General features: G+C 46.3%; 13 protein-coding genes. 11 read left to right on the top strand and 2 right to left on the bottom strand.

The window, feature by feature from the left end; genetic code table 11:
• Positions 1 to 26 precede the first annotated feature (26 nt).
• From nikC to NSQ38_RS29515, 7 genes are all read left to right on the top strand, one after another.
• Positions 27 to 926, top strand: a complete 900-nt coding sequence (nikC, locus tag NSQ38_RS29545; RefSeq protein ID WP_253431493.1) for a nickel transporter permease — start codon at positions 27 to 29, stop codon at positions 924 to 926.
• 1,338 nt (positions 927 to 2,264) lie between these two features.
• Positions 2,265 to 4,145, top strand: a complete 1,881-nt coding sequence (htpG, locus tag NSQ38_RS29540) for a molecular chaperone HtpG (RefSeq protein ID WP_076327316.1) — start codon at positions 2,265 to 2,267, stop codon at positions 4,143 to 4,145.
• 690 nt (positions 4,146 to 4,835) lie between these two features.
• Positions 4,836 to 6,251 carry a dGTP triphosphohydrolase gene (gene dgt, locus NSQ38_RS29535; protein ID WP_076209597.1) on the top strand — a complete coding sequence of 472 codons (1,416 nt, stop codon included), beginning with the start codon at positions 4,836 to 4,838 and terminating at the stop codon, positions 6,249 to 6,251.
• Between the two features lie 42 nt (positions 6,252 to 6,293).
• Positions 6,294 to 7,298, top strand: coding sequence for an MsnO8 family LLM class oxidoreductase (locus tag NSQ38_RS29530; RefSeq protein WP_339790764.1), 1,005 nt, complete (start codon positions 6,294 to 6,296; stop codon positions 7,296 to 7,298).
• 285 nt (positions 7,299 to 7,583) lie between these two features.
• On the top strand, positions 7,584 to 9,296 hold the full coding sequence (locus NSQ38_RS29525) for a methyl-accepting chemotaxis protein (protein ID WP_338591911.1): 1,713 nt from the start codon (positions 7,584 to 7,586) through the stop codon (positions 9,294 to 9,296).
• A 486-nt stretch (positions 9,297 to 9,782) separates the two neighbouring features.
• Positions 9,783 to 15,383, top strand: a complete 5,601-nt coding sequence (locus NSQ38_RS29520) for a X2-like carbohydrate binding domain-containing protein (RefSeq protein ID WP_339785696.1) — start codon at positions 9,783 to 9,785, stop codon at positions 15,381 to 15,383.
• 180 nt (positions 15,384 to 15,563) lie between these two features.
• Positions 15,564 to 16,541, top strand: coding sequence for an RNA methyltransferase (locus NSQ38_RS29515; protein WP_339785693.1), 978 nt, complete (start codon positions 15,564 to 15,566; stop codon positions 16,539 to 16,541).
• 178 nt (positions 16,542 to 16,719) lie between these two features.
• Here the strand turns inward: NSQ38_RS29515 and NSQ38_RS29510 are convergent, their stop codons facing one another.
• Complete coding sequence (locus NSQ38_RS29510; RefSeq protein ID WP_339785691.1) at positions 16,720 to 17,676, bottom strand: D-2-hydroxyacid dehydrogenase; 957 nt, start codon at positions 17,674 to 17,676, stop codon at positions 16,720 to 16,722.
• 207 nt (positions 17,677 to 17,883) lie between these two features.
• On the opposite strand from NSQ38_RS29510, the gene thpR reads away from it, so the two are divergent.
• Positions 17,884 to 18,486, top strand: a complete 603-nt coding sequence (gene thpR / locus NSQ38_RS29505) for an RNA 2',3'-cyclic phosphodiesterase (RefSeq protein WP_339785690.1) — start codon at positions 17,884 to 17,886, stop codon at positions 18,484 to 18,486.
• A gap of 130 nt (positions 18,487 to 18,616) precedes the next feature.
• Positions 18,617 to 19,474, top strand: coding sequence for a cell wall hydrolase (locus tag NSQ38_RS29500; protein ID WP_091033869.1), 858 nt, complete (start codon positions 18,617 to 18,619; stop codon positions 19,472 to 19,474).
• 274 nt (positions 19,475 to 19,748) lie between these two features.
• Here NSQ38_RS29500 and NSQ38_RS29495 read toward each other — a convergent pair whose 3' ends face one another.
• The gene (locus NSQ38_RS29495; protein WP_339785689.1) at positions 19,749 to 20,963 is read right to left on the bottom strand and encodes a glycosyltransferase; all 1,215 of its coding nucleotides are present in this window, start codon (positions 20,961 to 20,963) and stop codon (positions 19,749 to 19,751) included.
• A 382-nt stretch (positions 20,964 to 21,345) separates the two neighbouring features.
• On the opposite strand from NSQ38_RS29495, the gene NSQ38_RS29490 reads away from it, so the two are divergent.
• Positions 21,346 to 21,927: a TetR/AcrR family transcriptional regulator gene (locus NSQ38_RS29490; RefSeq protein ID WP_036611349.1), complete on the top strand. Its 582-nt coding sequence runs from the start codon at positions 21,346 to 21,348 to the stop codon at positions 21,925 to 21,927.
• A gap of 206 nt (positions 21,928 to 22,133) precedes the next feature.
• Positions 22,134 to 24,416, top strand: a complete 2,283-nt coding sequence (locus NSQ38_RS29485) for a YhgE/Pip domain-containing protein (RefSeq protein ID WP_339785687.1) — start codon at positions 22,134 to 22,136, stop codon at positions 24,414 to 24,416.
• Positions 24,417 to 24,474 lie beyond the last annotated feature (58 nt).

Below are 24,474 nucleotides of genomic sequence, written 5' to 3'. Positions count from 1 at the left end.
TTCATTTCCAGGAAAGGGGACGCCGCATGGCCAAATTATCGACCAATACCGGACCATCCATTGATGCTGCAACAGCGAGTACATCCGGTCCATGGCGGGAAGCGTGGAGAACGTTTCGGAAAAATCGGCTTGCGCTTGCTGGTCTGATTATTATCGTATTTTTTATACTTTTGGCCTTTCTCGCGCCATACATTGCACCTTACGATTACAAGGAACAGGTGCTGGTGGATCGGCTTCAGGCCCCTTCGGCAGAGCATTGGTTTGGTACCGATGATCTGGGGCGTGACGTTTTTTCCAGAGTGCTGCATGGGGCGCGTATTTCCTTGTGGGTGGGCTTTTTCTCCGTCATTGGTTCCATTATTGCGGGCACGCTGCTGGGTCTGATTGCCGGATTTTATGGAAAATGGGCGGACATGCTCATCTCGCGTTTATTTGATATCTTGCTCGCATTTCCCGGGATTTTGCTAGCCATCGCCATTGTGGCGATATTGGGCCCGTCGTTGCAAAATGCACTGCTCGCCATCGCCATCGTGAACATCCCGACCTACGGAAGGTTGGTGCGTTCACGGGTACTTAGCTTGAGACAGGAGGAATTCATAACGTCGGCACGGACACTTGGAGCGGGCAACGGGCGAATCTTGTTTCGTCACATCTTGCCCAACAGCCTTACTCCGCTGATCGTGCAGGGTACACTTGGAATTGGGACGGCGATCATCGAGGCCGCTGCACTCGGATTTCTAGGCATGGGTGCGCAACCACCCGACCCGGAATGGGGCAAAATGCTGTCGGACTCCCGTCAGTTTATACAAAAAGCCCCGTGGACGCTGATTTTCCCCGGCGTTTCCATCATGTTGACCGTGCTTGGCTTCAACCTCATGGGTGATGGACTACGCGATACCCTTGATCCGAAAATGGCGAAAAAATAGAAGGCTCTGACTCTAACCGTAACGCTAACTTCTGCTTAAACTCAAACCGAAACCGAAACCGAAACTGAAACCGAAACTGAAACTTATAACCCAAGCTCGAACTCAAGCTGTAACTTTGATTTGAAATTCTAGCTCTAACAACGCTAACTTATTCCGTAACACAGCATGCGTGCCAAAGGCAACTTTAACACAAACCGTAAGCACTAATTTTTATCGCAATCCTATTTGCAGCTGTAACGCCAACTTTTGCTTCAACTCTAACGAACCTACGAGGTCCTATTTTACGATTTCCAGCAAATTTTCCAATCTAACGAACTTCACGCACGCTATTTTGCGAAAAACATTCGGAAAGTCTCGAAAGGTTGGCTAAAGGTAAGAATTAGCGTGTCTACAATTCGTTAGCTTACGAAATCCTCCTAAAAAGGCCATTTAACGCCTCTGAGGTTCGTTAACGCGTGACTGCCATGCTGCTCAAGACATTCAAGCAACCACAATACCAAGGTACCAACATACTAATATCCCAACGTACCCATACATCAGTCTCAACACAGTAAGCCCGAGGATACTCCAAGGTACATTAGATGAAATATGTTTTAACGCTATCTACTATATCAACAGACACATCACAATCAATCTTTCACCATGCCGGTTCGAACTTTGGTTCGAGGCGGCTTTTGTTTTACCTGTGGGATTACGTTAAAATGATTGGTGATGTGCAAAAGTTGAAGGGGTATTCAATCTTTTTGTTAAAATAACCGCCTGCGTATTGACACCCAATTTTCCCATATGTTATATAAAAGGAAGGGTTTAGCACTCCGATCATTAGAGTGCTAACAAATGATGTTTTTACTATACGCCTACATATGGGATGATTCTGTTTTTGAAAATAGATATTGAACCTGAGTCAGACATGCGAATCCCAAAGGGGCACAACAGACCTGAAGCGGCATTCCACGTTTAATAAAAGATATCACTTCATTGATGATCTCTATCCTAAAAAATCAGTCGCTGATCAGATGCAAAAATAGTGCAGGGGACGAAATCGATTTGGAGGAAGCAGAGCGTTCGCCTTTATCACCGGATTTCTCCCTTTTTAAAAAGGGAATCAAAGAAATACGGGGATAACAGCGATCCGAAAAACGATTCGTAACCGGAACGGCTATATTGCAGAACGTCATGCACTTATTTTTTATAATGAGCCATTAGAGTGAATCACATATCTGTGGACTAGAGCGATCAAGGTTTTTGAGTCTACTAATGGCCGCAGGATTATCTCAGTTACTTCCTATTTTCAATCCAATCATTCGATATCCCAATTTGAAAGGAGTCCAACCATTCATGGCTAAAAAAGAATTCCAGGCAGAATCCAAACGTTTGCTGGATATGATGATCAACTCCATTTACACCCAAAGAGAAATCTTTTTGAGAGAATTGATCTCCAACTCCAGTGACGCCATTGATAAAATTTATTACAGAGCACTAACCGACGATTCACTCGTTTTCAACAAAGAGGACTACTTCATCAAGCTCACAATCGACAAAGAAAACCGCACGCTCACACTGACGGATACCGGAATCGGGATGACGCAGGAAGAGCTGGAGAACAATCTGGGCGTGATCGCGAAGAGTGGTTCCCTGGCGTTCAAGAAAGAAAATGAAGCAAAAGACGGCCACAACATCATCGGACAATTCGGGGTTGGTTTCTACTCGGCATTTATGGTGGCGGACAAGCTGACCGTAACAAGTAAAACGCTGGGCAGCGACGAGGCTTGGAAATGGGAGTCCGAAGGCGCGGATGGTTACACGATCACACCAGCTGAGAAAGATTCTGTAGGTACAGAGATCGTCCTGACGATCAAAGAAAATACCGAAGAAGATTCGTATGACGAATTTTTGGAAGAGTACCGCCTGAGATCCATCATCAAGAAATACTCAGATTTCATTCGCTACCCGATCAAGATGGATGTAACGGGTCAACGTCCGAAAGAGGGCACGGAGAACGAGTTCGAGGAATACCAAGAAGAACAAACCGTGAACAGCATGGTGCCGATCTGGCGTAAAAATAAAAGCGAATTGACTGAAGAAGATTACACTAACTTCTATATGGAAAAACGCTACGGTTTTGACAAACCGCTCAAACACCTGCATATCAGCGCAGATGGCGCAGTGGTATACAATGCAATCCTGTTTATTCCGGAGAACACGCCGTTTGACTACTATACGAAAGAGTATGAAAAAGGCCTTGAACTCTACTCCAACGGTGTACTGATCATGGATAAATGTGGGGATCTGTTGCCAGATTACTTCGGATTTGTCAAAGGTATGGTGGATTCCGAAGACCTGTCCCTGAACATCTCCCGTGAGATGTTGCAACATGACCGTCAGCTTAGCCTGATCGCGAAGAACATTAAGAACAAAATCAAGAGCCAACTGCAAAGCCTGTTGAAGGACGAGCGTGAGAACTACGAGAAGTTCTACCAAGCGTTTGGACGTCAGTTGAAATATGGCGTATACAGCGACTATGGTGTGAATAAGGATACATTGCAGGATCTGCTGTTGTTCACGTCTTCCAAAGAGAGCAAACTCGTTAGCCTGGACGAATACGTCTCCAGAATGCCGGAAGATCAGAAGTACATCTACTATGCATCCGGTGAATCCATTAGCCGTATTGAGAAGCTGCCACAGATCGAGGGTGTTCTTGAGAAAGGGTACGAAGTATTGTACTTTACCGATGACATCGACGAGTTTGCAATCAAGATGATCACGAACTACAAGGAGAAAGAATTCAAATCCATCTCCAGTGGTGACTTGGGCATCGAAGATAGCGCGGACAAAGAAGAAACGGACGCTCAGGACAACGACAACAAAGAGCTCTTTGAAGCGATGCAAGCTCAATTGGCGGGTAAAGTCAAAGCGGTTAAAGCTTCCAAACGTCTCAGAAGCCACCCGGTATGTTTGTCCACCGAAGGTGAGCTGACGATTGAAATGGAGAAAATCCTGAAAGCTATGCCAAACAGCGAAAACGTACAAGCCGACAAAGTGCTGGAAATCAACGTAAATCACGATGTCTTCAAATCGTTGAAAGACGCTTTCGCGCAGGATCAGGAAAAACTGAACCTCTACACAAGCCTGTTGTACCATCAGGCATTGCTGATCGAAGGATTGCCAATTCAGGACCCAGTAGAGTTCACCAACGATATCTGTAAGGTTATGGTGTAAACTTTCGCAATATCGCAGTGATATAATAACGGTGCACTGAATCAAAGTGATTGAATGTTCCATGCGGTTTCCGGGTGAAAGGCTCAGAGCTTATATAGCCTGGAAACTACAAAATACGGTTGCACCCACTATCTCCACCCCGACAGGGCGTTTCAGACCTGTCGTTTTTTTTGTTTTTACCCACAACGGGGAGGGCGCGGGGGAGACAGACTATCATTGAAGCTAATGATGATATTATTATAAGTTGAACTTGATCTTCACTCCAATTTTAGCGAGATAACTGGTGAATACCATTATGTATTTTAAGTACAGCAAAAGTAGTGAAGGGGACGGAATCGATTCTGAAGAAGCGAAGCGTTCGCCTTTGTCTCCGGGTTTTTCCCTTAGTAAAGGGAATTCAGAAAACCTGGAGACAACAGCGATCATAAGAACGATCCGTAACCGGAACGGCTACGCAAACTGTATAAGTCACTTTTTTTCATCATTAGTCACGATAGTGTGAGTTTAATATGAATCATTGTCATTTAGATGCACGGATGATAGTCTGGCAGGGTATAATAAGAGAAGATGACTGTTCATTACAAGTTGATGTAAGAAGAGATGACAATCGCAGACAGGTTTTACTTTTCGAAACCACAGATGTTGTGTATAATCACTCAAAATAGAGACAGTCGGCTAGGAGTGATCCCCATGCAATGGAACGATCTGAGAGAACATAGACAATATCCCGAATTAACCAAATTGGATGGATCTCGTGCAGCGTATGAACGGGACTATTCGAGACTCATTCATTCACCGACCTTCCGTCGGTTACAGGGCAAATCGCAGGTGTTTGGCGCAGGAACGGGTGATTATTATCGTACTCGTTTGACCCATTCCCTGGAGGTGGCACAGATTGCACGCGAGGCTGCCCGCAGTCTGATTCGCCGTTTCCCCGAGGTGGATTGGGACCGTGCGGACAACCCCGGCCTTATTATTGATTCAGAAGTGGTGGAGTGCGCTGCAATCGCACATGACTTCGGTCACCCGCCGTTTGGACATAAAGGTGAAGAAGTATTGGATGGCATTCTGGATGACCTCATTAACACCGAGGCTAAGAAAATCATGAAAAAAAGCCGCAGCGCCAAAGTTCCCAAGGTGGAGTCTGAAGTCCGTGCCGAGTTAAAACGGAAATACGAGCATTTTGAAGGCAATGCGCATAACTTCCGTCTCATTATGCACTTGGAGAAGCGTGAAGATATCGACGGACTGAACCTGTCTGATGCGGTATTACTAGGAATCAACAAGTATCCGTACCCTGGGACAGAGAGCAAAAAAGGCATGTATCATCATGAGTGGCAATATATTCGGGAGATCCGTGATCGCTGGAACGTGCCGGCAGGCAAGAAGACGCTGGAAGCACAGCTGATGGACCTTTGCGACGATATTGCGTACTCCTCACATGACCTCGAGGATGGCATCAAAGCAGGCAAAATTGAAGTACATGAGCATTTCCTGCAAGATCCACATGTGAATCGACTGATTGTGGATAAAATTACAACGCTGGAGGATCTGTTCTGGAACGGATGGACCCGAGAAGCGATTGGGCAAAAGGTAGAAGAGGTACTCGCTTCGTTCCTGCGCATCTGGAATGAAAAGATGCCTTTCTGCGAACATGATTACTCGCGTACCCGTCGTGAAGTGAAAGCCTACTGGGTGAGCTTTTTTGTAGGGAGTCTGGGCGTTATTGACGATGGCGACTGGAAGAAGGTAACCTTTGTCCGTGAAGGGGCTGAAGACCTCGACATGCTGCGTACGGTGAGTGTGCTCAAGAGTTTTGCCTGGGTGACCATGATTCGTGACCTGCGTGTACAGCGGCTACAGAAGCGCAGTGAGTGGATGATTAAGCGATTATGGGATGCATTCCTCGATCCGGAAACGTCCAAATCCATTATTCCATCCGACTGGCTGCAGCGGTATGAGAAGGATCAAGCCAAAGCCCAGCCAATCTGGACTTGGGAACACATGGTGATCGATTATATCGCAGGAATGACGGATGCATTTGCCGAGAAAATATATAATGAACTCTACGGTCTGAAGGTGGGTTCGATCTACGATCTGGATTAAAATTAACCGATATAAAGGGAGATGAGACGCGTGGCTAAGCGAATGAGTGAGACGTTCAGTCTGGGCGTACTTGACCTTGTTCCAAGGTTAAACGATGCCACAGCGGAACAGGCGCTTCAACAATCGGTGACACTTGCGCAACATGCCGAGGTTTGGGGATACGTACGATACTGGACGTCAGAGCATCATGATATGGCTGAATTGGCATCGGCCTCTCCCGAAGTACTGTTATCCCACATCGGAGCAAGGACAACAAAGATCCAACTTGGCTCTGGTGCGGTCTTGTTGCCGCATTATAGCCCGCTCAAGGTTGCGGAGTCGTTCCGCCTGCTGGCTGCGCTCTATCCGGGGCGCATTGAGCTTGGGCTCGGACGTGCTCCTGGCGGTGGACCTCATGCCACGATGGCACTCAGTGGCAATTACTTGCAGCATGTGTCCAAGCTGCCTGAATCGCTCGCAGCACTCACGGAACTGCTCGAAGACCGCTACATGTACGAGGATCATCCCGTGACAGCTCGTCCGATTCCCAAGCTTCCGTTATCACTCTGGATGTTGGGAACTAACGTGAAGAGTGCAGAATTTGCGGCACGGTTTGGCATGGGATATGTCTTTGGTCAATTCATGAGTGATGCCGATGGTACAGAGGCTGTAAGGCGATACCGAGAAGGATTTATTCCCAGTGCAACGATGAAGGTGCCTGAGGTTATGGTGGCAGTGAGCGTATTGTGTGCCGAGTCAGAGACGGATGCTTTGGACTGGAGTCGTGACATGGTGGAGAGGCGCAAGCTGGATGGGAAAGAACGTTCAACGGAGCCGAATTCAAGTGGTATCGCGGTCTCTAACACGAGTGATGAAGCCGTTAGTGATCAAAATGAATCGGTACGGCACTATGCAGGTACACCTGAGCAGGTATGGGCTCGATTGCAACAGGTGAGTCGCAGGCTGGATTCGGAGAGGTTGCTTCTGGTTACGGCAGGACCAGATTATGAGCGCAGGTTGGATTCATATCGATTGCTGGCTGAGCATAAGACAGCAATACTGAACTAGGCTGATCGCTTTATGATGTTAGCCGTTGAAATCCGAACAAACCGAAGAGCTGCAGATCGGGACTTTACCGTATGCTGCAGCTCTTCGGTTTGGACTTTGTCAAGATTCAACAATCTTTTACAAAACCAAGCATCTTAATGACAAAATAATGTTATAATACTTTACGTCTATTTTCCTATCGATATAATATAGATAAGCTCTTTTGGCAAGAGGTCAAAAGAAGGGGAAAACAATGACAAAAGCACCTGAATTCGGGATGACCGAAGAGGTCAAGGGGGAAATCATATGTTCAGCAGATTTAAGATCAAGAGTATCGGTCTGCGTATCAGCATCGCGTTCTACTTGTTAATCCTCTGTTTAATTATTTTGAGTGTCACGATTGTCACCCGGATGAATTCAATTGAAACCAACACTAATGAAATTACGAACAATTGGATGCCATCAATCCAGCAAATTAACCGGTTAAATTATACCACAGAGCATGTCCTGTCACTAAGTTATCGTCACTTTGACGCGGAAGAAACAGACAAGGCATCCTTGTCAGAAGAGCGTACCAAGTATATTCGTGAAACGACGCAGGCGATTAAAATCTATGATCAGCAGGAGAAGTCTCCGGAAGAGCTCGAACACTGGACTGCGTTCAAGAACAAGTGGGAAGCATATCTCAAGATTAATACGCAATCGATTAAGCTGAGTGATGAGGGTCAGACACAGCTGGCGAAGGAAGTAGCTGATAAAGGTGCTGATTCCTTTGACACCATGCAAGTCGATCTCGATTATCTCGTGGAATATAATCAGGAACAGTCCAATCTTGCGGCGGCCCAAACGATCAGATCGGTGCAGGATGGTAGGTTAAGCATCATTATCGGTGTTCTTGTCATGATTGTCATTACAGCGATCAGCATTCCGATTATTCGTTCACAAGTCGTGAAACCACTGCTACGTGTCATTAGTGCGGTGAAACTGATTGCAGAAGGCCAATTGAATGTTCAGGACATACATACCAAACATGAGGATGAAGTCGGTGTTCTGGCCAAAGCGGTGAATGACATGAAAGGTAACCTGACTTCCATGGTTCTGAGCGTCAGACGAATTGCGGAAGCTGTCAATCTGCAAAGTGGGGAACTGGCAATATCCTCAGAAGAGGTTAAGATTGGTAGTCGCCAAATTGCTGTGACCATGGAAGAGTCAGCCAAGGCCGCAGAGAGCCAGGCAGAGACAGCCGTGGAATCAGCCCGGACGGTTGAAGCGTTGAATGATCACATTCAAAATCATACGGAACAAGGCAGCCAGCTGCGCGTCATGTCGGATCTTGTTCTGGAACAAGGGCTGAATGGTCGCAAGGCGATGGAACAGTCGGTGCAGCAGATGCAACAGATTTCCGGTTCGGTCTCGGCTTCCATGAACAAGATGGAACGGTTGAATCGTAAAAATGAAGATATTTCCAAACTGGTTCAGGTCATTCATGACATTGCACGCCAAACCAATCTTTTGGCATTGAATGCCTCTATTGAGGCAGCACGTGCGGGAGAGAGTGGACGTGGATTCGCTGTAGTTGCATCAGAAGTGCGGAAGTTATCTGAGGCTGTGCAGACTTCGGTCGAAGAGATCACGGCGATTACCGAGGATATTCAGCAAGAGTCACAAGGGGTGGTTTCGGAATTACGTACAGGCGTTCAGGAGACCGAACTGGGTCAGGAACATGTGCTTGCTTCAGGTCAACTCTTCCGTACAATTAACGAATCGGTAGAAGGCATGGTTGGTGTCATCAGCACGATGACAGATGGACTGGCAGGCATGCAGGAAGCAAGCGGACGAATGAATGATTTCAGTCAGCAGATTTCCGCTGTTTCGGAACAATCGGCAGCGAGTGTGGAAGAAGTTTCTGCATCGGCGGAAGAGCAAGTAAGTTCCATGGAAACGATTAGCGGCAACATTCAAAGTCTGAAAGAATTATCGGAAGATTTGCTTACATCCATTGAAAAATTAAAAATATAACTTTCTTCTTATAATAAAAGAAACATAAAGTCGTTTCCAAAAACAAGGTTTTCCCAAATACAGGGGAGGCCTTGTTTTTTTGATGAACTGTTAGTTTCCGTCAGTTGATTCGATAGAAGGGAAAACGTAAGACTGAAATTTTATAATAAATAGGCCTTAATAACCAATTTAATAAGTATCTGGAGTAAATTAAGTAGATATTAACAGCTTATATATCGTAATTCGACAAAAAAATGCAAAAAAAATATGATTTCGATATATTTTTAAAAGGAATTCTTAAAAATTTTATCGAATTTAAAAGTGTATCATTCTACCTGTTGTATGAGGTTTCGAAAAGTGCAAGAAACAGGGGGAGGAAATTACCGGTGGAAGGAGGTCTACGTTCACTTCAACTCTGGAATGGGGTAAAGCGGAAAAGAGACAGTGGAAGTGTGTAATTGGAATTTGATATGAATTTGATAAGTATGATTATGGAGGCAAAGAACTATGACAAGAAGGTTTAAGTCATCGATTTTTTCACGAACAGGAATGGTATTACTTGCTTTTCTAACGATGATTCAAGCCGGTGCGCCTTATATTTACGCTGCTCCTGCTGTGCCTCACTCCTTTGTAACGAAGAGTAAAGAGACGCTACCTACCGGTTCGATGTCAGATGCAGCATATGGTAACGGACGCTATATCGCTGTTGGCGAAAAGGGAACGATTATTCAATCTGCCGATGCTGATCATTGGGAGAATGTAAAAACAATTGCGGACATTAATTATACCGGGGTAACAGATCCCTCCAGTTTTACTTTTTATGGTGTTGCTTATGGTAATGGCGCCTTTGTCACTGTCGGTAGTGATGGGGTTATCCTCAGTTCTGCTAACGGGGAGGATTGGACGCAACGTGCCTCGGGCACGGATCTTCTGTTATACCGGATTGAATTTTTAACCTTTAACGGTACAGGGGCTTTTTATGCACTTGCGAAAGGTAGATATCTCACTTCAACGGATGGAACGAACTGGACCACCGTTACCCCAACGGGAATAGGTGCTGATAAACAACTTACACAGGTGACGGTGGGGAATAACGGAACTCGGTTAGCATTTTCCAGTGAAGAAGGAAAGATTTATTCGACAACTACGGGTACCGACTGGACTTCAATCCAGCCATACACTCCGGATTCTATTCCAGCTAATGGAGCCAATTTCCTGAAATGGATGAATGATCGTTATTTTATGGCCGATATTAGTGGATTCATCTGGACCTCTACGGATCTCGTGACATTCACCCTAATGGGTCCTCCATTTAAACAGACTTTTTCAACTGGAACCAACCAGATGCGAAAAGGTTTTTATGATGGAACTACGTATTATCTGTTTGGTAGCGAGGGGAGCAAGTATGGGGCAGTTTATACATCAACGGATGCAATCAATTGGACGTTGCAGCCTTACGAGAGAGAATTTGTTGATCAGCAAGCAGAGTATATAAACGGCAAATATTTTTTGCTTGGTAACGAGGGATTGAGCGTCTCGGATACGGGCTCCGACTGGAAGTATAAATGGGGCGGTAATTTTAACGAAATTATATTTGATGGCAGCAAGTATATTGCGGCTGGACAGTTAGGGAAAGAAGGAACGATCTGGATTTCGACTGATTTGTCTTCATGGACGAAGGTGGAGATGTCCGGACAAGCGGATGCGTTTACATCTGTAGCCCAGGGGAATGGTAAGTATGTAGCAGTTGCTGGACCGTATCATGGAGAGACAAGCTTGGCTACTTCTTCTGATGGTACCAACTGGGGGCTTCAGAGCAGCTTGATGGGTGCGGAATATTTGACCGATATTGCATACGGGGCTGGGCTCTTCGTTACTGTAGGTGCAGTCTCCAATCAGGCGGTTATTGAGACTTCTATGGATGGTGTAACATGGACCAGTCAGACAGTCCCATCCAGTTTATTGAATTATCTATCCTCTGTTACCTATATTAACAATGAATTTGTGGCTTTAGGCAATTCTTATAACTCCAATGGAAATATTAGTGAAGTGGCTATTCTAACTTCACCAGATGGAATTCATTGGACAGATCGTTCGGGCGATTATCCAAATACCACCGATTTTATGGGGAATATTATTTATGATGGAAGTCAGTATATCTTGCTAGGGTACGATTCATCAACCTACGAGGTGATTACGCGTACGAGCCCTGATCTGGTGACGTGGTCTTCTGCTCGGTTCACGGGTGGATATTTGTTGTATGGTGGATCAACATTTATAGGGAAGAAAGACAACACGTTATATGCATTACTTACAAATAGCACTTATAAGGTCAATGATATTTATTATTCCAATGATGACGGGGTTACTTGGTATACCTCATCTAGTTTGGATAACACACTGGGAGCATCTGCGTTAATGAGTGTAAACGATGAGATTGTTGTATCCGGGCCGAACAAACTGGTCTTGGCGACATCGGTAACTTCTTCATCGGCGATCAGTCCAGGTACAGCGAACTTTGATAAAGAAACGTCAGCGCAAGCAGATGTGAGTGTGACCCTGACGCTGAACGGCAACACGCTGAGCAGCATCACGAATGGAGCAACAACGCTAACAGCCGGAACAGACTACACGTTGTCCGGTAACGTGGTGACAATCAGCAAAGCCTATCTGGCGCAACAAACGGAGGGCACGACAAGCCTGACGTTCAACTTTAGCGCGGGAGCGGCGCAAGTGTTGACTGTGACGGTGAGTGATTCCACGCCACCTGAACCAGAAGACAGCAGTTTGAGCGAAACAACAGCGAACTTTGATAAAGAAACGTCAGCGCAAGCAGATGTGAGTGTGACCCTGACGCTGAACGGCAACACGCTGAGCAGCATCACGAATGGAGCAACAACGCTGACAGCCGGAACAGACTACACGTTGTCTGGTAACGTGGTGACGATCAGCAAAGCCTATCTGGCACAGCAGACGGTGGGCACGACAAGCCTGACGTTCAACTTTAGCGCGGGAGCGGCGCAAGTGTTGACTGTGACGGTGAGTGATTCCACGCCACCTGAACCAGAAGACAGCAGTTTGAGCGAAACAACAGCGAACTTTGATAAAGAAACGTCAGCGCAAGCAGATGTGAGTGTGACCCTGACGCTGAACGGCAACACGCTGAGCAGCATCACGAATGGAGCAACAACGCTGACAGCCGGAACAGACTACACGTTGTCTGGTAACGTGGTGACGATCAGCAAAGCCTATCTGGCACAGCAGACGGTGGGCACGACAAGCCTGACGTTCAACTTTAGCGCGGGAGCGGCGCAAGTGTTGACTGTGACGGTGAGTGATTCCACGCCACCTGAACCAGAAGACAGCAGTTTGAGCGAAACAACAGCGAACTTTGATAAAGAAACGTCAGCGCAAGCAGATGTGAGTGTGACCCTGACGCTGAACGGCAACACGCTGAGCAGCATCACGAATGGAGCAACAACGCTAACAGCCGGAACAGACTACACGTTGTCCGGTAACGTGGTGACAATCAGCAAAGCCTATCTGGCGCAACAAACGGAGGGCACGACAAGCCTGACGTTCAACTTTAGCGCGGGAGCGGCGCAAGTGTTGACTGTGACGGTGAGTGATTCCACGCCACCTGAACCAGAAGACAGCAGTTTGAGCGAAACAACAGCGAACTTTGATAAAGAAACGTCAGCGCAAGCAGATGTGAGTGTGACCCTGACGCTGAACGGCAACACGCTGAGCAGCATCACGAATGGAGCAACAACGCTGACAGCCGGAACAGACTACACGTTGTCTGGTAACGTGGTGACGATCAGCAAAGCCTATCTGGCACAGCAGACGGTGGGCACGACAAGCCTGACGTTCAACTTTAGCGCGGGAGCGGCGCAAGTGCTGACTGTGACGGTGAGTGATTCCACGCCACCTGCACCAGAAGACAGCAGTCTGAGCCAAACAACAGCAAGCTTTGATAAAGAAACGTCAGCGCAAGCAGATGTGAGCGTAACTCTGACGCTAAACGGCAACACGCTGAGCAGCATCACGAATGGAGCGACAACGCTGACAGCTGGAACAGACTACACGTTGTCCGGTAACGTGGTGACAATCAGCAAAGCCTATCTGGCGCAACAGACGGAGGGCACGACAAGCCTGACGTTCAACTTTAGCGCAGGAGCGGCGCAAGTGCTGACTGTGACGGTGAGTGATTCCACGCCGACGATCGGTGAAGCCCCCCTCTTAACAGAGGCCGTTGTTCAAAATGCACGAGTCAGCTTGCAGTGGAGCCCTTCAAATGGCGCAACGGGTTATAAAATCTACCAAGCTCTTCAATCCGGCGCATACGGAACAGAAATTGCTTCCGTGAGTAATTCAGTGTTCGAATATGATGTTACAGGCTTAACAAACGGAACAACGTATTATTTTGTAATAAAAGCTGTTTATGCGGGCGGGAACAGTGCGCTTTCTAATGAAAAGCAGGCAACACCACAAACGTTACCGGGAATACCGACGGATATTTCAGCTATAGCCGGAGATGGCAGAGCAACTATCACATTCACTGCTCCTGCCAATAATGGTGGAAGTATGATTACGGGGTATCAAATCCTTGATCAATCTGGTCAGATTGTTGCAACAGGGATATCCAGTCCAATTACGGTAACAGGCCTGACGAACGGAACAGGCTATCGATTTACTGTAAAAGCATTAAATGCAGTTGGAGCGAGTGAAGCTTCGGTTAACTCAAATACGGTTATACCCGTTGTTGCCTCCAGTGGCGGAGGGGGATCAACAGTACCATCGAATTCAACGACGCAGCAACCAACTTCAACAACCCCACCAACTGAAGTCGGCAAGGGTGTGGATATTTGGATCAACGGCCGTTTGGAGAAAATCGGAGTAGCTACGGATACGACGGTTAATAATCGACAGGTTACAACGATCAGGGTTGACCAGTCTGTCTTTGAAAGCAAACTTGCCAGTGAAGGCCAAGGGGCAGTTATAACGATTCCGTTTAGTTCGAATAAATCTGATATTATAATTGGTGAGTTGACAGGACAGATGATTAAAAGTATGGAAGAAAAGCAAGCCATTCTTGAGATTAGAACGGAGCTTGCAACTTATACCATTCCTGCTTTGCGTATTAATGTGGGTGAGATTGCCAAGCAACTCGGTCAAACGATCGACCTCAAGGATGTCACAATCCAGGTTGAAGTGGGTGCTTTGAACGACGATATGTTGAACGTTGTCCAAAGTTCCGCCAATAAAGGTAACTTCAAGCTTGTTGCTCCATCCCTTGATTTCTCAATACGCGGAATTTATGGTGATAAAGTTATTCCTGTAACTCATTTTAATGCTTATGTGGAACGTACCATCGCCATACCTGATGGAGTTAATCCCAATCAGATTACAACCGGAATTGTAGTAGAGCCCGATGGAGCGGTTCGCCATGTTCCTACGAAAGTAATCCGAAATGACGGGAAATATTACGCCACAATTAACAGCTTAACGAACAGTGCATACTCCATCATCTGGAACCCTCTTGAATTCGAAGATGTAGCGAAGCATTGGGCCAAGGATTCAGTGAATAACATGGGCTCGCGACTGGTTATTAATGGAGTAGGCAATGGGCTGTTCAATCCTGACGATGACATTACGCGTGCTGAGTTTGCAGCAGTTATGGTTAGGGGGCTTGGCTTGAAGCTGAAAGACAGTGGCACAGTCTTTAGCGATGTAAGTGCTGCGGCTTGGTATAATTCTGCCATTCAAACAGCGTACAACTATGGTCTGATTAATGGATTTAAAGATGGAACCTTCCATCCCACTGATAAAATTACGCGTGAGCAGGCGATGGTGATCATCGCCAAAGCGATGACGATCACAGGGGTGGATGAAAAGCTCGCTATGAATAGTTCCAAACGAGGAATCTTTGCTTTTGAAGATGCAGTAAAAGCTTCTTCATGGGCAACAGATGACATCGAGAATGTGCTGATTGCCGGAATTGTTACTGGTCGTAGCGAGGCTATGCTTGCACCTAAAGCTAATATGACACGAGCCGAAGTTGCAGCTATTGTAGAACGCTTATTGAAAATATCCGGTTTGATCTAATTAAAGAGCACTCTCGTCCCGATCAGGACGAGGGTGTTTTTATTTTTTGTTGTCTAGCGGTCTAACATTGTATACAATGACTACCTGAAGCTTTCGTAACAGCCGATATTTGATATGTCTTCAATGAGCTTACTATTTATATAGAAGAAACATGATTAATGAAGGAAGGGGAGGAGGATTTTGCCTGATGAAACACTGGGTACACACGGTACTTCTGGGAAACACCTCTACACCTTTGCTTGCCACGAGAACGAGCGCGAATTATGCATGCTGGAGCTGAATACGCTGCTTGAACCGAGTTCAGAGATCCGTATGGATATGGGGTCTTATGTGTGGTCTGAACGATGTATTCCACCTGGACGCAGCCCTTTTATTCACGGCAGACTGGACGTGATCGGCGAAGGGGGCAGCGTGACTGATCTGCTTCCTCTTGCCAAAGAGATTCATCTGTTGCCAGAAGAGACATTTAAGGTAGTTTGTCTGAAAGAAGGCGATCATGCCCCTGATTATGAACAGTCTCGCCAACTGGAAAAAGAAGTTGGTATGTGCATTAAAGGCAAGGCACAGATGAAGCAACCTAAGGTGACTTTCGGCCTAATCCGAACAGGAGAAAAATGGATCTTGGGCCAGTGGACAGAAGCTGATCGATCATGGCAGGTTCATCGGCAGAAGCCGCAAAATTACTCAACTGGATTTGGCATCACGCTTGCGAGAGCGCTGGTTAATATTGCTGTTCCGAACGTGGAAAACAACCGATTACTTGATCCGTGCTGCGGTATGGGAACGGTTGTCATTGAGGCTTTATCCATGGGAATTGATGCAAAAGGTAACGATCTCAATCCTCTGGCTGTCCGAGGTGCGCGAATCAATCTGCCGCATTATGGATATGATTCAGATCGAATCACACTGGGGGATATGAATGAACTGCAAGATCTGTATGATGCAGCAATTCTGGACATGCCTTATAATCTCTGCTCTGTACTTCCGGATGCTGAGCAACGAGCCATGCTGGAGAGTTTGCGCAGATTGGCAAAACGGGCGGTGGTTGTTTCCACAGAGTGGGTAGAAGAGCACTTGTTGGAAGCGGGATGGACTGTAAAAGAGTACCGAACAGTACACAAAGGCACGTTTATACGTCATATTTGGCTATGTATGTAAGCGTAAAAAAACAAAAGCTCTACCTCTAGGGAAACTTACCAGAGGTAGAGCTTTTTACTGTGTACATTTCAATTGAACTAACTGTTTAGACGAGAACGTAGAGGACAGAAATATTCTTTAGTTCAATGTATATCGTTGATCTGATTTGCACAATATTGCATGGGAACGGGTGTTTGTGTTAATATTTATGACTATAATCCACAAGGTTCACCGGCAGGGTATCGCCAGCGACGTAAGCTTCCAGATTTTTGACGAAAATATCGACTGCTCGATCCGCGTATTGCTCTGTACTTCCTGCGATATGAGGCGTAATTAACACGTTATCCATGCCCCATAGCGGGTGGTCTGCAGGAAGAGGTTCTTCTTCGAACACGTCCAGTGCGGCGAAGGCAACCTGGCCGTTTTGGAGTGCATTCAGCAACGCTTCCGTATTCACACTGGGGCCACGGCCGACATTGACGAAGCAGGCACCGGATCGGAACTGCTCAAATGCAGTTTGATCATATATATGTTTGGTTTCATCAGTTAGCGGTAAAATGTTAATTACATAATCGCCCTGGCTCAAGGCTTCATGTAAACCGGTCATGTCGTACATTTGGTCCACATTGGGGACATCCTTACCTGAGCGGCGAACTCCGATCGTACGCATGCCGAGGGCTTTGAGAATACGGGCTGTTTCTGTGCCAATCTCACCTACACCAACGATGACTGCTGTTTTGCCATGCAGTTCCGGCAGTGGTTTGGCAGGAGCTTTCCATTCGGCCTGCTGTTGATGCAGCATAGCTTGTCTCAGCCAGCGACTGTGGGATAACATCATGCCCAGAATAATTTCGGTGATTGGAATCGCGTGAACTCCATTTGCACTGGTGACCTGAACGTTCTTTTGTTGCAAATCTGCGAAGGGGAGATTGTCCACACCGGCAGACCAGACCTGAACCCACTTCAACAGGCTGTCCTGTTTCAATGCATGTTCTGTGACGAGTGGGGACCAGCCGAGAATAATCTCAGCTTCTTTCAACTCAGCAGGGTCCAATTCCTTGGCTTTTCCGAATTTCAGGGTGTATCCCGGTGCAGCATGCTGAATGCGTTGTTGCTGTTCTTCGGATAGAGATGGAAAACATACAATTTTACCCATAATGTGTGGTCCTCCTGAGATAAATAGTTTGATGAGTTTGATAATTAAAGTGTATCAGATTTGGTGTTGGATGTGCATTAAGGTGGGAAATGCAGGAATCTAGCCTTATTTGCAAATGGTTATATTTGTGTCACTCTATACTTACCCAACTTGAAACGATATGTATGGTCATGAAATAATAGAGCGAACTTTAGAGAGGTGTATGCAATGAATAACCAATCACATCAGGATCATTCATCCCGACGGGAAAGATTGTTTGTGGCAATTCGTCTTCCTGTTGCTGTTCAGCAGTCTCTTCAGATGGATGCAAGGCTTGTACAGAACAAGCTAGATTTTCGTAAATGGACAGATCATAGAGATTATCATATAACCTTGCAATTTCTGGGGGATACGTTAGTTAGTGACATCGGGCACCTGCGAAAAGCATTGCGCTCAGCAGCAAGCGGATTTCAGCGGTTTGAACTTCAGCTTTCCGATTGGGGCACATTTGGACTTGAAGAAGCACCTAAGGTGCTTTGGAAAGGTGTTAGCGGAGAGATAGAGCACTTGTTTTCATTGCAAAAACAAATCGTGCAGGCGACTTCGCCCCTTGGGTATGAAGCTGAATTAAGACCTTATGCTCCCCACATTACCATTGCCAGAAAATATCTGGGACAGCTTCCAGGTAATGAAAATAAAGGGGTATCTGGAGTGCTTCCGGAACATTCCACAGGTGCTAATTCATGGATGGTGGAGGACATTGTACTTTATGTGACAAGGCTGGGCCAATCGCCAATGTATGAGGTCGTGGATACGTTCGCTTTTTCCTGATAATCATTTTTATGCCATAAAATCACATTGACATAACGTTTATCCCTATGTAATATTAGCCATCGTTATTCAAATTCTTTTTTTTGGGTTACTTAGTTAAGGGAATTGTTTCGACAGGAGGAATCTTCGAATGAACATTATAAGCAAAAATCGTTGGGTAGCACCGATGTTATCAGTGCTGCTTGTATGTATAGTGGGGGTAAATGTCGTTCAGGCGACGGGGAAGTGGAATGAAGCTAGTGATAGTAAACAGATGACCGAACTTGCGGCTTCTGTGCAAAATAACCAAACATCTACGCAAGAAGAGAGGCGTATGATGGAAGATGGGACAAGTCTGTCTTCTAATCTGTCTGCCCAAACCGTAGCGTGGACTGAATCTCTGCCAGCGAAGAACTGGCTTACGACTGCTCAAGAAGAGCAGGAACTGCAAGAAGCCAAGGCCAAGAACAAAGCTAGAGCGGTAGCTGCGGCCAAAGCCAAAAAAGAAGCTGCACTGAAATTGGCCAAAGTGAAACGTGCCAAAGAAGTCGCTGCTGTAACAACTCCCCCCCAAAAACTATACTTTACACGGACCAAACTTCTGAACCAGGAAGACTCGAAACTCGCAACCTGGTCATACAGTGTGTCCGATAAAGAACTGCATCTGCTGCAAAAAATCGTCATGGCAGAAGCGGAAGGTGAACCGTACGAAGGCAAAGTGGCAGTTGCCAATGTTGTCTTAAACCGGCTGCGGTCAGCCAATTTTCCCGATACCATTTACAAGGTCATCTATCAGAAATCCCAGTTTAGTCCTGTAGCGAACGGACGTATGAAACGTGTGGTTCCCAACGAGGACAGCATCAAAGCAGTGAATGCTGCGTTGAACGGGAAGAAGGAAGTTGCTGATGATACGTATTATTTCTTATCATTGACGCTTGCCGACGATCTGACAGTTGCCCGCTCGCAGAAAAAAGTAAAAACGATCGGTCATCATACTTTTTACAAGTAATCGACCCGTAAATTCTGCAAACAGGCAGGGTAGTTAACTGTGTGTGCATCACACGGCCCTTTAAAAAGCCTGAATCGTAGTTTTATTTCGTTATTTAAAATATCGTTATACTCTAAATTACCCTTTTTTCAGCCAAATCATACGGTGGAATTAGTGAAAATAAAAGAAGGTTCCCTTCCAAAAATTTGGAAGGGAACCTTCTTTGTATATCGTGAGCAATTGTCTTGTCCCCTATAACACCTCGTGAGAGCTGTTCTATAGGTCCATAGAGGCGTCAGAATGGTATTCTGGTACCTGACAAGGACGTGGCAGCAATTCCGGCTGTGAAGCGCTCCACGGAGGTTGTTGTGACTTCTGCCGTAGTCGGGAACAATAAGTTATGAACAGCTTGAGCACAGCACTTCGGATCATAGGCCGAATGGTTACCTGAAATATGTGCTACGTTCAGCGGGCTTTCAGTTTGAGTAGACGCCTGTTCCACTAGTTGTCTGAAACGATTGGTGATCACGTCGGCAGAGTGAATGACCTGGCCGTATCCGGCTTGTACAAAGTATTCACAGTTCTCTTCCTCTTGACCTGCAATCGGAGGAATGAACAACATCGGTAGACCCTTGGCCAGCGCTTCAGTGCATGTCATGCCACCTGGCTTGGTGATCAGCACATCGGATACATCCATCAGTTTGCTTACTTCCCGTGTATATCCCAGAATACGAATATTCGGATGATGGAAGCAAGGCATTTCCTTCATTTTTGCGATCATTTTTTCATTGCTTCCTAGACAGAAGACCAATTGAACACGATCTGCCCAGGACGTGAGAGCTTTCATATGATCCTCATCAAACGAAAGTCCCCATCCACCACCCATAAGTAGCGCCGTAGGCATGTTCTGAAGCCCCATCTCTTCCCGTAGCTTCACCTTATCTCCTGCTTCCCAGAAGTCTGGATGCACAGGGATTCCAGTGATCTGAATATGGGAGGGATCGACACCACGGATCTCAAGCAAAGCTTTGACCTGAGGGGTAGAGACCAGATATTTGTTCACTTCCGGATTAATCCATGTTCCGTGCACGTCATAATCCGTCACAACGGTATAGAGTGGGATATTCAGACCCTGGCGTTTGAGCCGGGAGATGACAGCATTCGGAAAAGGATGGGTACAGATCACCGCATCGGGTTTCAGTTGGGATACGACCTGTGCCGTCTGTGTATAGAAAATTCGGTGCAACGCCAGCTTGGTAAAACCATTTAAAGATTTGTTGTACTGTGTGCGGTACAACAGGCTGACCAGTTTGGGTTGAACCGATAGTGTTTTTCGATATGCAGAGAAAATTAGTGGAGCTACGGTTGGGTTCAAAAATTTGCCTAGTTCAATGACACGACTGTGAACATGTGGACTGACTTTTTTGATGCCATGTGCCAGCGCATGAGCGGCCTGAGTGTGACCGGTACCGAAACCTTCCGATAATAAGAGCACTCTTGGTTTTCGCATGAGTTCACCTTTATTCATAAGTTTTAATTCAAAATGAAGATATTCATTGTTTATTCTAGCTATGGAATGCGTTACTACATGAATATACATTGAAGCGCAAAATCATGTTTCTTCTATGAATATTTACACCATATATCTTACAATGAGACAACCTAAACTTCATTATATATACGTATTATCTGAGTCATCTTACACTATAGACGACGACAGAAGGAGTTTCCACTGCATTTAGGTTAAAAAATATTAACACAATTTTTAAAATGTTAGGGTTGCAATCTGTTTTCGAAGGTGGTATTGTAGTTTTTGACCGAATGACTGAATTGTATTTTTGGTCATTTATGTAGAGCGATTGAACAATGAGTGCGATTAAAGGAGGGATTAGATGGCTCCGATTGACAGGAGACAGCAGGTTATTCATGCAGCAGCCCAGTCGTTTGCCATGTTTGGATACAAAGCAACGACGATGGATCAGGTCGCCAAGATTGCGAACGTTGGCAAAGGAACGATCTATACGTTTTTCACCAATAAGGAACAATTGTTTGATCAGATCCTTGTAGAAGTGATTCAGGAAATGAAGAACATCGCGCATCGTGAAGTGCATCAGGAAAGTGCATTTTTCGATAATCTGTTTCGAGTACTGGATGCCTTGTTGGAGTTTCGTCGTGATCACGATCTGCTCGTTAAGTTATCTCAGGAGCTGAAGGACTTTGGAACGCTGCAGGCCAAGGAAGGTTTGGACAAGGTGGAGAAAGTAATCTCCGACTTTCTGGCTAAGGAGCTTGAGAAAGCAAAAGACAATGGAGAGATTCGAGATTGTGATCCGCAAGTCGTCGCATTTATGATGATTCGCCTGTATATTGCATTAACCTCAGACTGGAGCAAACAACATCAACCGCTGAGCAAAGAGGAAATTAAGACTTACTTTCGCCTTTTCTTAATGGAAGGAATTGCTGCTGTAACGTAATCCGAATTTAATCTACTATAATATAAGGATTTTTATGCGTATCAAGCAGGGAGGCTTGTCGGAAGACAGGTTGTTTTTTTGCCCTGAAGTGACCGTTTGAGGAAAGTAGTCACTTCGTGTTTCAGTATGTTTTCTGGAATGCGACATTGTATTTCATTATGGTTATTCCTGCTCATGGAGCAGAGAGATTAAGGGGAGAAAATGACATGAAATCTTTATCCGTGTTTTTCAAGGATGTGGGATCGGCCGTGAGAAACCCGAAGGTGTTGATCCCTGTTATTGCAATTATGTTTATACCGATCCTGTATAGTGGCATCTATCTGGCGGCATATTGGGACCCGTATGGTCATGTGGATGAGATGCCGGTTGCCGTTGTTAATCTGGATAAAGGTGCTGAGCTGGAGGGCAAATCCCTCCATGTAGGTAGTGATCTGGTGGATGAACTGAAGAAAAATGCCGATTTCAAATGGGATTTTGTCAGTGCAAGCCAAGCCAAAGAAGGCATGAGTAATGACAAATATTATATGCAAATTACGATTCCGGAGAACTTCTCATCCCAAGCAACAACATTGCTCGATGACAAGCCGGAGCCGGCTGATCTGATCTATGAACCGAATGGCAATTACAGCTTTGTCGGTGCACAGATCGGTAAGACCGCTATTAAGGACCTGAAAGCAAAAGTCTCAGCCAAAGTAACGGAATCCTATGCAGAGACATTGCTCGACAAGTTCTCCGAAGTATCGGATGGCTTGGCTGAGGCAGGCGATGGGGCAGGTGAACTGAATACCGGCGCAGGCAAACTGGATGATGGTGCTGTTAAGCTCAAGGATAACCTGGCGAAGCTTGCATCCGGAACGCTTGAACTTCAGGAAGGACTTTCTCCGTTAAGTGATGGTGTTAACGCGCTGCACACAGGGGCAACCAAGCTTGAAAGTGGAACATCGAATCTTGTATCCGGTCTGCAACAGCTTCAGGCAGCTGCTTCGAGCCAGCTTCAGAGCGGGGCAGATCAGTTGAAGGATGGCAGCGCCAAGTTGGAAACCGGACTCCAGTCTTCACTGGATGGCACAAGTAAGTTGCAGTCTGGCCTGAAATCGTCAGAACAGGGCAGTGCGAAGCTGTCGGATGGTCTGCAAAGTGCCGTTCAGGGCAGCGGCACACTGGCAACAGGCTTGCAATCGGCTGTAGATGGCAGCTCCAAGGTTGCTGATGGTGCACAGGGCGTAGCCGCCGGATTGAAACAGCTTGCTGCATCGAACCCCGAACTGGCCGAAAATGCGGATGTACAGAAGCTGCTTGCGGCAAGTGAGGCTGTCGCTGATGGCAGTGCACAACTGCATGAGAGCGAGCAGAAGCTGGCGCAAGGTGCAGATCAGCTGCATCAGGGCAACCAGCAACTGGCTGCGGGTGCAGTCGAGCTTCATGGAGGCCAGGAGCAACTTCTTGCTGGTGCGAACCAACTGGTGGATGGTCAGAAGCAATTGCTGGCTGGTGCCGGACAGCTTAGTCAAGGAGGAGCGAAGCTCTCCGATGGCCTGAAGCAGTTCAGCGGCAAGCTGGGCGATGCTGCAAGTGGCGGTACATTGCTTGCAGATGGTGCCAAGCAGCTGGGCTCAGGGACAACAGCTTTGCAAACGGGTGTAGGTAAACTAAGTGGTGGCGTTAGTTCACTAACCGATGGTTCCAAGCAACTGGGTGATGGAGCAGGTAAACTGGCTGACGGTCTTACTGAACTAAAAGATGGCTCAAGTGAACTTGAAACCAAGCTGAATGATGCCGCACAGAAAACATCCGAAGTTAAGAAAACGGATGATGTAGTGAACATGTTCGCTGAACCGGTGAACTCCTCGGAGAACACAGCAGAGAACGTAAGCAATTATGGTACAGGATTGACACCGTTCTTCCTGTCGATCGGTCTGTTTGTAGGATCGTTGATTTCCACGATTGTATTGAAAATGCGGGAAACGTCCGTACCTGGTGCAACAGGCTGGAATCGTTTTGTCAGCCGGACACTGGTATTTGGCTCGGTGAGCATTTTCCAATCGGTTATCGTGGCAAGCTTCATGTTATATGGTCTTGGACTGGAGACGCACAGCGTAGGGCTGTTCTATCTGTTTACCATTATTACGGGGCTGACCTTCATGTTGATTGTTCAGGCACTTGTAACCTGGCTGGATCTGCCTGGACGGTATGTTGTCATTCTGCTGCTGGTCTTCCAACTTGCGGCGAGTGCAGGAACCTTCCCGGTAGAACTGATTCCATCATGGCTTCAGGCATTTAGCCCTTGGTTGCCAATGACACACAGCATTATGGGCTTCAAAGCCGTGGTATCGAGTGGTAATCTGGATGTGATGTGGCATCAGGCAGGAATTCTTAGCATCTATGCAGGTGTATCCATTCTGCTGACGCTTGCTTACTTCCTCTGGAATGGCAGACGTCCGAAAAAAGAAGTCGAACAGGCTGATTCTGGTCAAGTTGTGACGGCATAAGTCGAACCTGATCTTCAGCAGGGTCATATTTTTGAAAAAAACTTTATTTTCTTGTAGT

Source organism: Paenibacillus sp. FSL R7-0313 (genome assembly GCF_037969885.1).
In the GTDB taxonomy this organism is placed as follows: domain Bacteria; phylum Bacillota; class Bacilli; order Paenibacillales; family Paenibacillaceae; genus Paenibacillus.
This window is presented reverse-complemented; position numbering and strand designations above follow the sequence as displayed.

Excerpts from the sequence above, each read along its gene's own strand:
- nikC (WP_253431493.1), top strand. The coding sequence starts at position 27 with ATGGCCAAATTATCGACCAATACCGGACCATCCATTGATGCTGCAACA.
- htpG (WP_076327316.1), top strand. The coding sequence starts at position 2,265 with ATGGCTAAAAAAGAATTCCAGGCAGAATCCAAACGTTTGCTGGATATG.
- dgt (WP_076209597.1), top strand. The coding sequence starts at position 4,836 with ATGCAATGGAACGATCTGAGAGAACATAGACAATATCCCGAATTAACC.
- NSQ38_RS29530 (WP_339790764.1), top strand. The coding sequence starts at position 6,294 with ATGAGTGAGACGTTCAGTCTGGGCGTACTTGACCTTGTTCCAAGGTTA.
- NSQ38_RS29525 (WP_338591911.1), top strand. The coding sequence starts at position 7,584 with ATGTTCAGCAGATTTAAGATCAAGAGTATCGGTCTGCGTATCAGCATC.
- NSQ38_RS29520 (WP_339785696.1), top strand. The coding sequence starts at position 9,783 with ATGACAAGAAGGTTTAAGTCATCGATTTTTTCACGAACAGGAATGGTA.
- NSQ38_RS29510 (WP_339785691.1), bottom strand. The coding sequence starts at position 17,676 with ATGGGTAAAATTGTATGTTTTCCATCTCTATCCGAAGAACAGCAACAA.
- thpR (WP_339785690.1), top strand. The coding sequence starts at position 17,884 with ATGAATAACCAATCACATCAGGATCATTCATCCCGACGGGAAAGATTG.
- NSQ38_RS29500 (WP_091033869.1), top strand. The coding sequence starts at position 18,617 with ATGAACATTATAAGCAAAAATCGTTGGGTAGCACCGATGTTATCAGTG.
- NSQ38_RS29495 (WP_339785689.1), bottom strand. The coding sequence starts at position 20,963 with ATGCGAAAACCAAGAGTGCTCTTATTATCGGAAGGTTTCGGTACCGGT.
- NSQ38_RS29490 (WP_036611349.1), top strand. The coding sequence starts at position 21,346 with ATGGCTCCGATTGACAGGAGACAGCAGGTTATTCATGCAGCAGCCCAG.
- NSQ38_RS29485 (WP_339785687.1), top strand. The coding sequence starts at position 22,134 with ATGAAATCTTTATCCGTGTTTTTCAAGGATGTGGGATCGGCCGTGAGA.